This window comes from Amycolatopsis sp. MEPSY49 (assembly GCF_051337345.1).
GTDB lineage: Bacteria > Actinomycetota > Actinomycetes > Mycobacteriales > Pseudonocardiaceae > Amycolatopsis.
Window position 1 is genome coordinate 372,983 of sequence record NZ_JBDLYJ010000008.1, and the last position, 13,882, is coordinate 386,864.

At 72.4% G+C, this 13,882-nt stretch carries 13 protein-coding genes; 4 read left to right on the top strand and 9 right to left on the bottom strand.

Annotated elements, in window-relative coordinates; translation table 11 throughout:
- Positions 1-12 precede the first annotated feature (12 nt).
- Entirely contained in the window at positions 13-222 is a 210-nt protein-coding gene (locus ABFJ78_RS32865; RefSeq protein WP_436390631.1) for a hypothetical protein, read from the top strand.
- A complete protein-coding gene (locus ABFJ78_RS32870) occupies positions 219-962 on the top strand; it encodes a hypothetical protein (protein ID WP_436390633.1) in 744 nt (247 codons plus the stop codon). Before ABFJ78_RS32865 ends, ABFJ78_RS32870 begins: the two co-directional genes overlap by 4 nt.
- Here the strand turns inward: ABFJ78_RS32870 and ABFJ78_RS32875 are convergent.
- Together ABFJ78_RS32875 and ABFJ78_RS32880 are read right to left on the bottom strand one after the other, a co-directional pair.
- Positions 944-1,165, bottom strand: coding sequence for a hypothetical protein (locus ABFJ78_RS32875; RefSeq protein WP_436390635.1), 222 nt, complete (start codon positions 1,163-1,165; stop codon positions 944-946). The genes ABFJ78_RS32870 and ABFJ78_RS32875 overlap by 19 nt on opposite strands.
- Positions 1,166-1,173: 8 nt before the next feature.
- On the bottom strand, positions 1,174-2,298 hold the full coding sequence (locus ABFJ78_RS32880; protein WP_436390637.1) for an anion permease: 1,125 nt from the start codon (positions 2,296-2,298) through the stop codon (positions 1,174-1,176).
- A 193-nt stretch (positions 2,299-2,491) separates the two neighbouring features.
- Between ABFJ78_RS32880 and ABFJ78_RS32885 the strand changes: the two genes are divergently transcribed.
- Complete coding sequence (locus ABFJ78_RS32885) at positions 2,492-3,901, top strand: nitrilase-related carbon-nitrogen hydrolase (RefSeq protein ID WP_436390639.1); 1,410 nt, start codon at positions 2,492-2,494, stop codon at positions 3,899-3,901.
- Here the strand turns inward: ABFJ78_RS32885 and ABFJ78_RS32890 are convergent.
- On the bottom strand, positions 3,872-4,672 hold the full coding sequence (locus ABFJ78_RS32890; protein ID WP_436390641.1) for a poly(ethylene terephthalate) hydrolase family protein: 801 nt from the start codon (positions 4,670-4,672) through the stop codon (positions 3,872-3,874). The two genes, ABFJ78_RS32885 and ABFJ78_RS32890, sit on opposite strands and share 30 nt — an antisense overlap.
- Before the next feature lie 183 nt (positions 4,673-4,855).
- On the opposite strand from ABFJ78_RS32890, the gene ABFJ78_RS32895 reads away from it, so the two are divergent.
- Positions 4,856-5,722 carry an esterase/lipase family protein gene (locus ABFJ78_RS32895; protein WP_436390643.1) on the top strand — a complete coding sequence of 289 codons (867 nt, stop codon included), beginning with the start codon at positions 4,856-4,858 and terminating at the stop codon, positions 5,720-5,722.
- Here ABFJ78_RS32895 and ABFJ78_RS32900 read toward each other — a convergent pair.
- The 6 genes from ABFJ78_RS32900 to hutH all read right to left on the bottom strand — a co-directional run bounded on the left by ABFJ78_RS32900 (position 5,706) and on the right by hutH (position 13,809).
- Entirely contained in the window at positions 5,706-6,863 is a 1,158-nt protein-coding gene (locus ABFJ78_RS32900) for an FAD-dependent oxidoreductase (RefSeq protein ID WP_436390645.1), read from the bottom strand. The genes ABFJ78_RS32895 and ABFJ78_RS32900 overlap by 17 nt on opposite strands.
- Positions 6,864-6,970: 107 nt before the next feature.
- Positions 6,971-8,116: an imidazolonepropionase gene (hutI, locus tag ABFJ78_RS32905; RefSeq protein ID WP_436390647.1), complete on the bottom strand. Its 1,146-nt coding sequence runs from the start codon at positions 8,114-8,116 to the stop codon at positions 6,971-6,973.
- The gene (locus ABFJ78_RS32910; protein WP_436390649.1) at positions 8,104-9,441 is read right to left on the bottom strand and encodes a formimidoylglutamate deiminase; all 1,338 of its coding nucleotides are present in this window, start codon (positions 9,439-9,441) and stop codon (positions 8,104-8,106) included. The genes hutI and ABFJ78_RS32910 overlap by 13 nt, the downstream gene beginning before the upstream one ends.
- Positions 9,438-10,634, bottom strand: coding sequence for an allantoate amidohydrolase (locus ABFJ78_RS32915; protein WP_436390650.1), 1,197 nt, complete (start codon positions 10,632-10,634; stop codon positions 9,438-9,440). The genes ABFJ78_RS32910 and ABFJ78_RS32915 overlap by 4 nt, the downstream gene beginning before the upstream one ends.
- Positions 10,631-12,283 (bottom strand): urocanate hydratase, encoded by a 1,653-nt coding sequence (gene hutU, locus ABFJ78_RS32920; RefSeq protein WP_436390652.1) that lies wholly within the window; start codon positions 12,281-12,283, stop codon positions 10,631-10,633. Before hutU ends, ABFJ78_RS32915 begins: the two co-directional genes overlap by 4 nt.
- Positions 12,283-13,809 carry a histidine ammonia-lyase gene (hutH, locus tag ABFJ78_RS32925; protein ID WP_436390654.1) on the bottom strand — a complete coding sequence of 509 codons (1,527 nt, stop codon included), beginning with the start codon at positions 13,807-13,809 and terminating at the stop codon, positions 12,283-12,285. Before hutH ends, hutU begins: the two co-directional genes overlap by 1 nt.
- Positions 13,810-13,882 lie beyond the last annotated feature (73 nt).

Genomic DNA, 13,882 nt, shown 5'->3' on the forward strand with positions numbered 1-13,882 from the left:
TGATGATCCACCATGGCCGAGCGCACACCCGCCGAACAGCTGGGCGGCACCCTCCCCGGCGGCATCGAGGCCCTCGAAGAGCACGAGCGGCAGGACCTCGCCGACGCGCTGCGCGACGCGCGCAGGCGGCAGGCGAAAGCGCTCGCCGAAGCCGGCGAAGAGGGCCTTCGTTACGTCCCCGCGCTGCTGCGCGGCGCGGTCCGGAAGGCAGTCGGGCTGTGACGGACTACGCCGCCGAAGCCGAGATCCTCAAGCTCGCCCGCGTCCTCGGCGTCGAGCCCGCGCGGCTCGAGTACCTCGCCCGCGTCGACGCCGGCGACCTCCAGGCGTTCCGCGAACAGGTCACCGACACGCTGTTCGACGCGAACATCGCCGTGCTGCAGCGGATGGCCCTGGCGGCGCGGCTGCTGCCCGGCGGCGTGCTCGCCAAGATCGCCGAGAAGGTGTTCGGCCCGCTGCTGTGCGCCCGGATCGCCGGCGTGGTGGACGTCGCCCGCGGTGTCGACGTCGCCAAGCGGCTGCCCCCGCGGTTCCTCGCCGAGGTCGCGGCCGAGCTCGACCCGCGGCGGGCGAGCGCGATCATCTCCCGCATCCCCCTCGACACCGTCCTCGCCGTCGCGAACGAGCTGGCGCGCAGGGAGGACTGGATCACCCTCGGCCGGTTCGTCGGGCACCTGCCCGACCCGACCGTGCGGCGGGCCCTCGACGAGATCGACGACCCCGGCCTGCTGCGGATCGCGTTCGTGCTCGACGACAAGAACCGCGTCGACCACGTCGTCGGCCTGCTGCCGGCGCACCGGCTCGGCCGGCTGATCACCGCCGCCGGGGCCGACGAAGACCTCTGGGTCCCGGCCCTGGACCTGCTGGGCCACCTGGGCGACACGCGCCGCGCGACGCTGAAGCCGATGCTCGGCGCGCTCCCGGACGGGTTCCGGGAACGCGCTCAGGCGACGATCAAGTAGATCCCGTAGCCGACGATCGCCGCGCACAGCGCGAAGCAGATGACCGCGCCGGCCAGCGGGCCCGTGCCCGAGCCGCCCGCCGCGCGGGCCGAGTCGCGCTGCGAAAGCCCGACCACCCCGAAGGAGAAGAGGCTCGTCAGCACGACGACCGAGCCCAGCGCGACGACGAAGACGAGACCGAGGGAACCCCAATCGATGTGCACGGCGCTCCTCAGGCGTTGGCCGGCTGCGCGGCCGGCTCGGACTCGGTGACGGAGTGGGCGTTGACCGGGTTCCGCTTCGACGCGAGGTAGATGCCCAGCGCGACGACGACCCCGGCCAGGCCGACCAGGACCGTGCCCCAGGTCCCGAGCGTCGAGACCTCGGCGGCGACGGCGCCGACGATCGCGGCGGCCGGCAGCGTCAGCGCCCAGGCGAGCACCATCCGCCCCGCGACGCCCCAGCGGACCTCGGCGAGCTTGCGGCCGAGGCCGGAGCCGATGATGCCGCCCGAGCAGACGTGCGTCGTGGACAGCGCGAACCCGAGGTGCGCCGAGGTCAGGATGACCGCCGCGGCGCTCGTCTCGGCCGCGAACCCCTGCGGCGTCTGGATTTCGGTGAGCTTCTTGCCCATCGTCTGGATGATCCGCCAGCCGCCCAGGTAGGTGCCGAGCGCGATCGCGGTGCCCGCGGTCAGGACCACCCACAGCGGCGGGCCCGAGTTCGGCGCGAGCGAACCGGAGGCGATCAACGTCAGCGTGATGACCCCCATGGTCTTCTGCGCGTCGTTCGTGCCGTGCGCGAGCGACACCAGCGACGCCGAGGCGATCTGGCCGGCCTTGAACGTCCGGCCCACCGTGTCCCGCTTCGCCCGCGCGGTGATCCGGTAGACGAGGAACGTGCCCAGCGTCGCGACGATCCCGGCGACGATCGGCGAGGCGAGCGCGGGGATGAGGACCTTCTCGACGACCTTCCCGAAGTGGACGGCGTCCGAGCCCGAGGCGATCCAGGTGGCGCCGATCAGCCCGCCGAAGAGGGCGTGGGACGAACTCGACGGCAACCCGATGAGCCAGGTCACCAGGTTCCACACGATCGCCCCGACCAGGCCGGCGAAGATGATCACCGGGGTCACCTTCGTGTCGTCCACGATCCCGCCGGAGATCGTCTTGGCGACTTCGACCGAGAGGAACGCGCCGACGAGGTTCAGCACCGCGGACACGGCGACCGCGATCCGCGGTTTCAGCGCGCCGGTGGCGATCGAGGTGGCCATCGCGTTGGCCGTGTCGTGGAAGCCGTTGGTGAAGTCGAAGGCGAGCGCCGCGACGATCACCACCAGCACGATCAGCGAGAAGTCCATGGTGGCTCTCTTTCGTAGCTGTCCGTTGGCAACGCTACTGATCGACAAGGACGGCTCCGATCCCTGTCGTGTGACGGCTTACTGAACTCTCCGTGAACCGGGGTGAGGAAAACCCCACCAAGACCCGGTGGTTCAGCCCAGTGTGCGCGGCCGCTTCGCCTGGAACCCTCGAAACCGGGCGAAAGGGGCCATGATGACCAAGCTGGGGTGGGCAGTCGTCGCGACGGCGGCGTCGGCGTTGTTGTTCTTCTTCGGCACCGGACTGGATCCGGTGCCGGAGCTGGCCTGGCTGGCTCCGCTGCCGATCCTGCTGCTGGCGCCCCGCGTCCACGGCGGGATCGCGCTGCTCTGCGCGTTCGCCGCCTACCTCGCGGGCAGCGCCGGCAGCTGGAGCTACTTCTGGCACTCCCTGGCGGTCCCCCGGCCCGCGGCGCTCGCCATCCTCGGCGGCAGCGCGCTGCTGTTCGCGTTGTCCGCCGGGCTCTTCCGGCTCCTGGTCCGTCGCGGGAACCGCTTTCTGGCCGCCGTCGCCGCGCCCGCGTTGTGGACCGCCGCGCTCTGCGGCGTCTCGCTGCTCAACCCGACCGGCCTGATGGGCACCCTGATGACGACCCAGGCCGACCGGCCGTCCGTGCTGCGGCTCGCCGCGGTCACCGGCGGCTGGGGTGTGGAGTTCCTGGTGCTGTTCGTCCCGGCCGCGGTCGCCGCCGCGCTCGCCCCCGGCGTCCGGGTCCGCTCGCGGTTGACCGGGCTGGTCGCCGTCGCCGCCGCGCTGGGCGCGCTGATCTTCTGGAGCACGCCGAGCGCCTCCGGACCGGTGACGCGCCTCGCCCTGATCGCGCCCGGGCAAAGCCGCTGGGCGGTCGACGTCGCCACGCCGGACGGCCAGGCGCTCGTCCGGTCCTATGTGGACCGGATCGGCCGGCTGCCGGACGGCGTCCAGGCCGTCGTCCTTCCCGAAGCGGCCTTCGCGGTGGACCAGGCCAGCCGGCCACGGCTCGTCGAAGCCTTCGCGGGTGTAGCCCGCACGCGCAACCTCGACGTCGTCACCGGTGTTCTCGACACCACGCCGGAAGGCCGGTTCAACGCGGCGCTCGCCGTGCCACCGTCCGGCGCGCCGGTCGAATACCGCAAGTGGCACAACGGGGATTCGCCGAACATCGCGTCCGGCACCCAGCTCGCGCACCTCGCCGGGATCGGGCTGATGGTCTGCATGGACGTCAACTTCGCCGACCCCAGCGGCGAATACGGCGAAGCCGGCACGGGTTTGGTGCTCATCCCGGCGTCCGACGAGGACGTCGACGGCTGGGCGCACAGCCGCACGGCGCTGATCCGCGGCGTCGAAAACGGTTTCTCGGTGGCGTGGAGCGCGGCCCGCGGGACGTCGATGCTGGCGGACGCCCAAGGCCACGTGCTGGCCGACGCCCACACCGGCGCCGGCCCGTTCACGGTGGTCGTCGCCGACGTCCCGATCGGCTCGGGGAAGACGCCGTACGCCCGGTTCGGCGACTGGTTCGCATGGCTCTGCGCCCTGATCGCGGTGACCGGGATTGCCGTCGGAGCCCGGAAAGCGTCAGATTTCGAGCGCCTTGGCGTTGCGTAGCACCTTCGACCACGCCGGGTCGGCGCACAGCGCGCAGCCCGGCCCGAAGAAGACCCCGCGCGCCTGCTCGTCGCCGGCCAGCCAGTAGCGGAACCACGCGGTGATCGCGCCGCGGAAGCCGCCGCCGTCGCCGGCCGGGGTGAAGTGGGTGGCCCCGGCGAGCTCGCCGTAGACCGCGGGGACGTGCGACGCGGCGTAGTAGCGCGGGATCACCAGCAGCGCGGGCGGCACGATGACGTCGAACTGGCCGCCGAGGAAGAGCGCCGGGCCGTGCAGCGCTTCGACGGACCCGAGCGGCCCGGGTTCGATCGGGACGGTGGTGGTGACGAGCGGGTCGGCACCCGCGGCGATGGCCCCGCCGCCGCCTTGGGAGTGCCCGGTCGCGCCGATGTGCGCGGTGTCGATCCGGCCGAAGTACGCGCTGCCGGGGCGGGAGTTCTCGGCGACGAGCGTGCGGGCGCCGTCGAGCATCTCGCGGCCGGTCCCGGAGTTCACCGCGTTCGCGGCGGCGACGACGAAGCCGTAGGACGCGAGGTGCCGCAGCAGCCCCGCGTAGACGGCGGGCACCGCGCCGGTGCCGTTGCCCCAGACGATCACCGGGTGCTGGGCACCGCCGAGATCGGCCGGGCGGAAGACGGTGTGCGTGGCGTCGAGGGCCTCGCTGACGACGGCGAAGGGACCTGGCTGGTCCCACCGCGCCGGCGCCGCCTGCGCGGGCTGCGGAGTCACGAAAAGGACCGTCAAGAGCGCCACGAGCCACAGCCGTCGCATGTCTTCTCCCTGTCACGTCGTCGGAACAGCCGAGAAGATGATCGGCTGGGAAGGGGCCCAGCCTGATTGTGACCTGGCACAAAGAACCGTCCCCATCTCTGAGCGTCTTCCCAGGTCATCTCCGGTGACATGTGACCGACCATGATCTGCGTCACGTACTGACGGGTAACTGGAGGCAACGGAATGCGGGTCACCAACGGCGGTGTCAAGCGAACCCTGGCCGTGCTCGCCGCGGCGCTCAGCTTCGGCGTGGTCGCCCCGGCGGTCGCCGACGCGGCGCCGAGCAGCGGCTGGAACGACTGGGGCTGCCGGCCGGCGGCCGCGCACCCCGAGCCCGTCGTGCTCGTGCACGGCCTCGGCGCGAACGACTCCGTCAACTGGTTCTTCCACGCCCCGAAGATCGCCGCCCAGGGCTACTGCGTCTTCTCGCTGACTTACGGCACCGGCGTGCTCGGCCCCGGCGTCGGCGGGCTCGCGTCCATGCGGGACAGCGCCGCGCAGCTCGGCCGGTTCGTCGACAAGGTCAGGTCCACCACCGGCGCGGCGAAGGTCGACATCGTCGGCCACTCCGAGGGCAGCACGATGCCCGCGTACTACCTGAAGTACGGCGGCGGCGCGGCGAAGGTCGCGCACTTCGTCGGCTTCGGCGCGAACTACCGCGGCACCACGCTCGGCGGCCTCGACGCGCTCGCCAAGGCGCTGCTGACGACCGTGCCCGGGCTCGGCGCGGTTGTCCGGACGGCCTGCGGGGCCTGTACGGAGTACCTGGCGCCGTCGGCGTTCCTGGACGACCTCGCCCGCGGCGGCGTGCACGTCGCCGGTCCGACGTACACGAGCATCGTGAGCAAGTACGACGAGGTCGTGACGCCGTACACGAGCGGCATCCTGAACGAACCGGGCACGACGGACATCGTGCTGCAGGACTTCTGCGGCTCGGACAAGTCAGGCCACCTGAGCCAGGCGATCGACCCGAACGTCACCGGGCTCATCCTGCACGCCCTCGACTCGTCCTACACGCCGGCGTGCACGCCGTTCACCCTGCCGCTGTGAGCGGGTTCTGCCCGAGGTACCGCCGGCCGTTTTCGGCGGACTCCCGCACGGCCGCGAACCCGTAGTCCACCATCGCGGTTTCGTAGGCCGCGACGGCCTCGAGCAGCGGGGCCCCGGCCAGCGCGGACGCCAACGCCGCACCGTCGCGCAACGCGGTGTTGGCGCCCGCGCCGCCGGCCGGGCTCATCGCGTGGATCGCGTCGCCGACGAGCGTCACGCGCGACGGTTCCCACGGCCCGATCGGCACGCTCGTGCGGATCGGCTGCGGGAACGTCGCCGGGACGTCCCAGTGCCCGACCATCGCGCGGGCCAGCGGGTGCCAGCCGTCGACCAGGCCGAGCGCGACCTTCTGCAGGTCGCCCGGGGTCATCGCGGCGAGTTCCGCCTCGGCGTGGCCGACGACTTCCCAGCGAGCCCCGACCGAGCAGGTGAGGTACGGCCGATCGTCGCGCAACCGCAGGTCCGGCACCAGCCGCGCGCACGCGTCGGCGACCGGTTCGGGGTAGTCGACGGGCGCGAACCCGGCCATCGTGCGGTCCGGGCCGAGCATCATGTTGAACACCGCGAACATCTCGGGTTCGAACAGCGCCCGGGTTTCCGGCGTGAGCGGGATCCGGCCGTAGAGGTGCACGAGCCCGGCGTCGACGACCCGGGCGTGCGGCAGGTACTGCTGCCGTACCGGCGAGTTGATCCCGTCCGCTCCGACCAGCAGGCTGCCACGGGCGGAAGTTCCGTCGGCGAAGTGCGCCGTCACGCCGTCTTCGTCGGTTTCGTAGTGCGTGAATCGCTTGCCGTAGCGGACTTCCTGGCCGTGCAGCAGGATCTGGCGTAGGGTGAAGCGGTTGATGTTGAGGTGGGTGCCCTCGTCTTCCAGGCGAGTGAGCAGCCGCAACCGGTCGTCGTAGACGTTCGTGTGCGGCAGCGCCCGGCCCGCGGTGGCCCGGAAGAGTTCGTGCAGTTCCGGGCGCAGGACTTCGCTCAGCGCCGCATCGCCGACGTCGCCGATGTGCAGCCGGTAGCCCTGCTTGCGGGCGCCGGGCGCCTCGTCGCGTTCGTAGACCTGGCACGGGATTCCGGCCCGGCGCAGCCCGTGGGCGAGGCTCAGGCCACCCAGACCGGCACCGATGATGATCACAGACACAGCTGTCCCTTCGTCGCTTCCGAGGAAGGGACGCACAGGTAAGCCTGCTCGATCTGCCCGGACTAACCCATACCGGACTGTGTCTTCGCGCGTCCTCGCGTCCGACGTTAGCGCACTCGATCTCCGGCGCGCCACACCGATTTCGTGAGCGGCACGCCGGGCCGGTAGGCCAGGTGCGTCACCGACGGCGCGTCGAGGACGTGGACGTCCGCCCGCGCGCCGGGCCGCAGGACGCCGACGTCGTCGCGGCGCAACGCCCGCGCGCCACCCGCCGTCGCGGCCCAGACCGCTTCCTCGATCGTCATGCGCATCTGCAGCACCGCCGTCGCGACGCAGAACGCCATCGACGTCGTGTACGAGCTGCCCGGGTTGGCGTTGCTGGCCAGCGCGACCGTCGCGCCCGCGTCGAGCAGCCGCCGCGCCGGCGCCAGCGCCTGCCGGGTCGACAAATCGCACGCCGGCAGCAAAGTCGCCACGGTGTCCGACGTCGCGAGCGCCGAGACATCCGCGTCCGAAAGGTACGTGCAGTGGTCGACGCTCGCCGCGCCCAGCTCCACCGCCAGCCGGACGCCCGGGCCTTCCCCGAGCTGGTTTCCGTGCACCCGCAAGCCGAGCCCGCGCTCGGCCGCGGCCTTCAGCACCCGCGTCGACTGGGCTTCGTCGAACGCCCCCGTCTCGCAGAAGACGTCCGCCCAGCGCACGATTCCCGCGACGGCGTCGAGCATTTCGCCGCACACCAGGTCCACATAGGACTCCGCGTCGGCGCCCGGCGGCACGAGGTGCGCGCCGAGGAACGTGACCTCGTCGGCGACCTCCCCGGCGATCCGCGCGGATCGGGCTTCGTCGGCGACGGTCAGCCCGTAGCCCGTCTTCGTCTCCAGGCAAGTTGTCCCCTGCCGGGCCGCCTCGTCGACGTGGCGGCGCAGGTTCGCGGCCAGCTGCTCGTCGGACGCTTCCCGCGTCGCGCCGACCGTGATCGCGATTCCCCCGGCGGTGTAGGGCTTTCCGGCCATCCGCGCCTCGAACTCGGCCGTGCGGTCGCCGGCGAAGACGAGGTGCGTGTGGCTGTCGACCCAGCCGGGCAGCACCGCGCGGCCCTCGACGTCGACGCGCTCGTCGGCGTCCGGCGCGCTCTTCGCCGCTCCCACCCAGGCGATCTTGTCGTGTTCCACGACCAATGCCGCGTCGGTCAGCCGCCCCAGTTCGGGGTCGTTCGTCGTGAGTTCGCCGATGCCCGTGATCAGGACTGCCACAGTGCCTCGATCTCCTTCGCCAGCAGAGTTTCCGGACGCTCGATGAGCAGGTGCGCGCCGTCCCGCACGACCCCGCGACCGGCGACGACGACGTGCCGGACGTCCGCGCCGGACGCGGCGAACACCACGCCGGACGGCTCGATCCCGGCCGTCCGGACCGAATCCAGGCCGACGGTGACGAAGTCCGCGCCCGCCCCCTCGGCGAGCGCGCCGACCTCGGCCCACCCGATCGCCGCGTGGTCCGTGCCCGCTTCCAGGAGTTCTTCAGCGCTGAACCGGCCGCGTTCCTCGCTGGCCAGCCGGTCGTCCAGCTCCAGCGCGCGAGTCTCTTCGAACGCGTCGACGACGGCGTTGCTGTCGCTGCCGATGCTCAGCCGCACCCCGGCGTCCCGCAGGGCGCGGGCCGGGCCGATGCCGTCGCCGAGGTCGCGTTCGGTGGTCGGGCAGAAGCACGCCCGGGCGCCGCTCAGCCGGTCGATGTCCGAGGCGGTGAGGTGCGTGGCGTGCACGGCGACCAGCCGGTCGGTCAGCACCCCGTGCTCGTCGAGCAGCTCGGTCGGCGTGCGGCCGTAGGCGGCCTGGCACTGCCCGTTTTCGGCCCGCTGCTCCGACAGGTGGACGTGCACGACGCGCGGGCTGTCCACAAGCGACAGTTCGGCCGCCGGGACCGCCCGCACCGAGTGGATCGCCGCGCCGACGCGGAACAGCTCGCCTTCCTTCAGCGCGGCCACCCGCGTGGCCCACGCCGAAGCCGAGCCGTCGGAGAACCGCCGCTGGACCTCGTCCGGTTCGACGCCGATCCCGCCGGCCAGGTAACAGGTGTCGAGGAGCGTCAGCCGGATCCCGGCGTCGGCGGCGGCTTGCCGCAGGGCCTCCCCCATCGCGTTCGGATCGGCGTACGGCTTCCCGCCGGGCGCGTGGTGCAGGTAGTGGAACTCCCCCACGCTCGTGTACCCGCCGAGCACCATCTCGGCGTACACCCCGCGGGCCAGCCGGTAGTAGGTGTCCGGGTCGAGCCGGGACGCCAGGGCGTACATCCGCTCGCGCCACGTCCAGAACGTGCCGCGCTCGTGGTGCGTCCGGCCGCGCAGCGCCCGGTGGAACGCGTGCGAGTGCCCGTTCGCGAACCCGGGCAACGTCAGCCCTCCGAGCACGACGCCGGTCGGCGGCGCCCCGGGAGTCACGCCCGTGATCCGGCCGTCGGCGACGTCGATCCGCACGCCGGACGCGATCCCGTCCGGCAGCCAGGCCTGTTCGCACCAGAAAACTGTCGGTGCCGAGCGATAGGCTGGAAACGGGGGGCGCCCCCGCGGGCCGACGGTCATCGCGCCAGCCGTTCCAGGACCGTGGCCAGCGCCGCGGCGCCCGCCTCGACGTCGCCGGCCTCGGCGAACTCCTCCGGCGAGTGGCTGATCCCGGTCGGGTTGCGCACGTACAGCATCCCGGCCGGGACGAACCCGGCGAGGATGGCCGCGTCGTGCCCGGCGCCGGTCGGCAGCTCCGGCGGACCGCCGAGCCACTCACCGAGGTCGCGCCGGAGCGAGTCGTCGAACACCACATCGTCCGAATAGGACTCCCGCGCAACGGTAACCCGGCAGCCTTCTTCTTCCGCGGCGGATTCGGCAGCCCGGGTGATCTCCGCGACCAGCTCGGGAGTCGCGGTGCCGGGCACCCGTGCGTCCAACCACAGGTCCACAGTGGACGCGATGACGTTGGTGCCGCCCGGTGTCGGGACCAGCCGGCCGACGGTCGCCCGCGCGCCCGGCACCGCGCGGGCCAGCCGCCGGACCGCGGTGACCGTCGCGGCGGCGGGCAGCATCGGGTCGGCGCGGTCGGCCAGCAGCGTCGCCCCGGCGTGGTTCCCCTGCCCCGCGAAGGAGAACCGCCACCGCCCGTGCGCGATCACCGTGCTGCCGACGGCCACCGGCGAGCCGAGGTCGATCAGCCCGCGCCCCTGCTCGACGTGCAGTTCGAGGAACTTCCCGATCAGCCCGAGCCGGCCGGGATCGGACCCCACCCGCGCCGGGTCGAAGCCCGACTTCGCCGCGGCCTCGGCGAACGTGACGCCGTCGGCGTCCCGCAGGCTCCGGGCCTTGTCCGCGTCGATCGTGCCGGTGAGCAGCCGGGAACCGAGGCAGGGAACGCCGAACCGGCCGCCCTCCTCTTCGGCGAACACCACGACGGCGAACGGCTTTCCCGGGCGAAAACCTCTCTCCCGCAACGCTTCCACCGCGGCCAGCGCGCTGACCACACCGAGGGGGCCGTCGAAGGCGCCGCCGCCGGGCACCGAGTCGAGGTGGCTGCCGGTGACGACGGCGTCCGGCCCCGGCGGTCCCCACCAGGCCCAGATGTTGCCGTTGTGGTCGGTGTCGACGTCCAGGCCCAGCCCCAGCGCGCGTTCGACGAACCAGACCCGCAGGTCCTGCTCGGGCGAGTCGAAGGCGTGCCGCGAATAGCCGCCGCGCTTCGGATCGCGCCCGACGTCGCCGATCTCGGCGAGCAACCCGGAAGCGGTCACGCGTCCTCCCGCATCGGCACCCGCACGCCACGCTCGTCGGCGACTTCGGCCGCGCGGTCGTAGCCGGCGTCGACGTGCCGGATGACGCCCATGCCCGGGTCGTTGGTGAGCACGCGCTCGAGCTTCCGCGCGGCCAGCTCCGTCCCGTCGGCGACGCTGACCTGACCCGCGTGGATGGACCGGCCCATGCCGACGCCGCCGCCGTGGTGGATCGACACCCAGCTCGCCCCGGACGACGTGTTGACCAGCGCGTTGAGCAGCGGCCAGTCGGCGATCGCGTCGGAGCCGTCGGCCATGCCTTCGGTCTCGCGGTACGGCGAGGCGACGCTGCCGGAGTCGAGGTGGTCGCGGCCGATGACGACCGGCGCCTTCAGCTCGCCGCTGGCGACCATCTCGTTGAAGCGCACGCCGGCCAGGTGCCGCTCGCCGTAGCCGAGCCAGCAGATCCGCGCCGGAAGTCCCTGGAACGCCACACGTTCGCCGGCGAGCCGGATCCAGCGAGCGAGGGATTCGTTCTCCGGGAACAGTTCCAGCATCGCGCGGTCGGTGGCGGCGATGTCCTCGGGGTCGCCCGAGAGCGCGGCCCAGCGGAACGGGCCGTTGCCCTCGCAGAACAGCGGCCGGATGTAGGCGGGCACGAAGCCGGGGAAGTCGAACGCGCGCTCACAGCCGCCGAGCTTGGCCTCGCCGCGCAGCGAGTTGCCGTAGTCGAAGACCTCGGCGCCGCGGTCGAGGAAACCGAGCATGGCGTCGACGTGGTCGGCCATCGACTCGCGCGAGCGGTCGGTGAACTCGTCGGGCTTCTTGGCCGCGTAGTCGTGCCAGTCGTCGACGTCGATGCCCTTGGGCAGGTAGGACAGCGGGTCGTGCGCGGACGTCTGGTCGGTGACGATGTCGACCTCGACGCCCCGGCGCAACAGCTCCGGCAGCACCTCGGCGGCGTTGCCGACGACACCCACCGACAGCGGCCTCTTCTCCTGCTTGGCCTTGGTGACGCGGGCGATCGCGTCGTCGAGGTCGTCGGCGACCTCGTCGAGGTAGCGCGTCTCGACGCGGCGGTGCGCGCGCTGCGGGTCGCACTCGATGACCAGCGCGACGCCGTCGTTCATGGTGACGGCGAGGGGCTGCGCGCCGCCCATGCCGCCGAGACCGGCCGTGACGGTCAGCGTTCCACGCAGCGACCCGCCGAACTTCTTCTTCGCGACGGCGGCGAACGTCTCGTACGTGCCCTGCAGGATGCCCTGGGTGCCGATGTAGATCCACGAGCCCGCGGTCATCTGCCCGTACATCGTCAGGCCCTGCTGCTCGAGCCGCCGGAACTCGGGCCACGTGGCCCAGTCGCCGACGAGGTTCGAGTTGGCGATGAGCACGCGGGGGGCCCACTCGTGCGTGCGGAAGACGCCGACCGGCTTGCCGGACTGGACGAGCAGCGTCTCGTCGATGTCCAAAGTGGTCAGTTCGCGGGTGATGGCGTCGAAGCTGGCCCAGTTGCGGGCGGCCTTGCCGGTGCCGCCGTAGACGACCAGGTCCTCGGGCCGCTCGGCGACGTCGGGGTCGAGGTTGTTGTGGAACATCCGCAGCGCGGCTTCGGTCTGCCACGACTTGGCGGTGAGCTGGGTGCCGCGGGCGGCACGGACGACGCGGGACATCAGACCTCCAGACGGGCGGCGTCGAGGACGGCGCCGGAGCGGACGAGTTCTTCGGCAGCAGCGATTTCGGGTGCCAGGTGACGGTCGGGGCCCGGACCGTCCACTTTGGTGCGCAGCAGATCCCGGACGCGGCCGGTGACCGGCGACGGCTCGAGCGGCGCCCGGAAGTCCAGCGCCCGGGCCGCCGTCAGCAGTTCGATGGCGAGCACGGTGGTCAGGCCGTCGACGGCCTTGCGCAGCTTCCGCGCGGCCGACCAGCCCATGGAGACGTGGTCCTCCTGCATGGCGCTGCTCGGAATCGAGTCGACGGACGCGGGCACGGCGAGCCGCTTCAGCTCGCTGACCACGGCGGCCTGCGTGTACTGGGCGATCATGTGCCCGGAGTCGACGCCGGGGTCGTCGGCGAGGAACGGCGGCAGGCCGTGCGAGCGCGCCTTGTCGAGCATCCGGTCGGTGCGGCGCTCGGCGATGCTGGCGACGTCGGCGATCGGGATGGCCAGGAAGTCCAGCACGTACGCGACGGGCGCGCCGTGGAAGTTGCCGTTGGACTCGACGCGGCCGTCAGCCAGCACGACAGGATTGTCCACAGCGGACATCAGCTCGCGCTCGCCGACGAGCTCGGCGTGGGCGAGGCTGTCGCGCGCGGCGCCGTGCACCTGCGGGGCGCAACGCAGCGAATAGGCGTCCTGGACGCGGTTGCAGTCCGGGCCGCGGTGGCTTTCGACGATCTTCGAGCCCTGCAGCGCCTGCCACATCCGGGCCGCGGACGTCGCCTGCCCGGGGTGCGGCCGGAGGGCCTGCAGGTCGGCGGCGAAGGCGCGGTCGGTGCCGAGCAGGGCTTCGACGCTCATCGCGGCGGTGAGGTCGGCGATGTCGAAGAGCCGGTGCAGGTCGGCGGCGGCCAGCAGGAGCATGCCGAGCATGCCGTCGGTGCCGTTGGTGAGGGCGAGGCCCTCCTTCTCGGCGAGGACGACGGGCTCGATGCCGGCGTGCTTCAGCGCTTCTTCCGCCTTCATCACTTCACCGCGGTACATCGCTTCGCCCTCGCCCATGAGCGCGAGCGCGACGGCGGCCAGCGGCGCGAGGTCGCCGGAGCAGCCGAGCGAGCCGTACTCGTGGACGATCGGCGTGATATCGGCGTTGAGCAGGGCCGCAAGCGTTTGCGCGGTACCCGGGCGGACGCCGGTGTAGCCGCTGGCGAGGGTCCGCAGCCGCAGCAGCATCAGCGCGCGGACGACCTCGGGCTCGACGGCGGGCCCGGCGCCGGCGGCGTGGGACCGGATCAGGCTGCGCTGGAGCGCGGTCCGGCTCTCGACGGGGATGTGACGGGTGGCGAGGGCGCCGAAGCCGGTCGAGACGCCGTAGGTGGGCGTGACGGCGTGGGCGAGGTTCTCGATGTGCTGACGGGTCGCGGCGAGGGTCTTCTCGGCCGCGTCCCCGAGCGCGACCGGCGCGTGGCCGCGGACAACGTCGACGACCTGGGCGGCGGTCAGTGGTTCGAGGCCCAGGAGCACTTTTTCCGGCATGGGCCCATTGGACATCGTCCTTCCCGCTGGTGGGATGCCCCACGGAGTGGTTCCGTCTGGGATCCCAGACACA

Coding starts and splice junctions, on each gene's coding strand:
- hutH (WP_436390654.1), bottom strand. CDS start 13,809: ATGCCGGAAAAAGTGCTCCTGGGCCTCGAACCACTGACCGCCGCCCAG.
- ABFJ78_RS32910 (WP_436390649.1), bottom strand. CDS start 9,441: ATGACCGTCGGCCCGCGGGGGCGCCCCCCGTTTCCAGCCTATCGCTCG.
- ABFJ78_RS32885 (WP_436390639.1), top strand. CDS start 2,492: ATGACCAAGCTGGGGTGGGCAGTCGTCGCGACGGCGGCGTCGGCGTTG.
- ABFJ78_RS32895 (WP_436390643.1), top strand. CDS start 4,856: ATGCGGGTCACCAACGGCGGTGTCAAGCGAACCCTGGCCGTGCTCGCC.
- hutU (WP_436390652.1), bottom strand. CDS start 12,283: ATGTCCCGCGTCGTCCGTGCCGCCCGCGGCACCCAGCTCACCGCCAAG.
- ABFJ78_RS32880 (WP_436390637.1), bottom strand. CDS start 2,298: ATGGACTTCTCGCTGATCGTGCTGGTGGTGATCGTCGCGGCGCTCGCC.
- ABFJ78_RS32890 (WP_436390641.1), bottom strand. CDS start 4,672: ATGCGACGGCTGTGGCTCGTGGCGCTCTTGACGGTCCTTTTCGTGACT.
- ABFJ78_RS32865 (WP_436390631.1), top strand. CDS start 13: ATGGCCGAGCGCACACCCGCCGAACAGCTGGGCGGCACCCTCCCCGGC.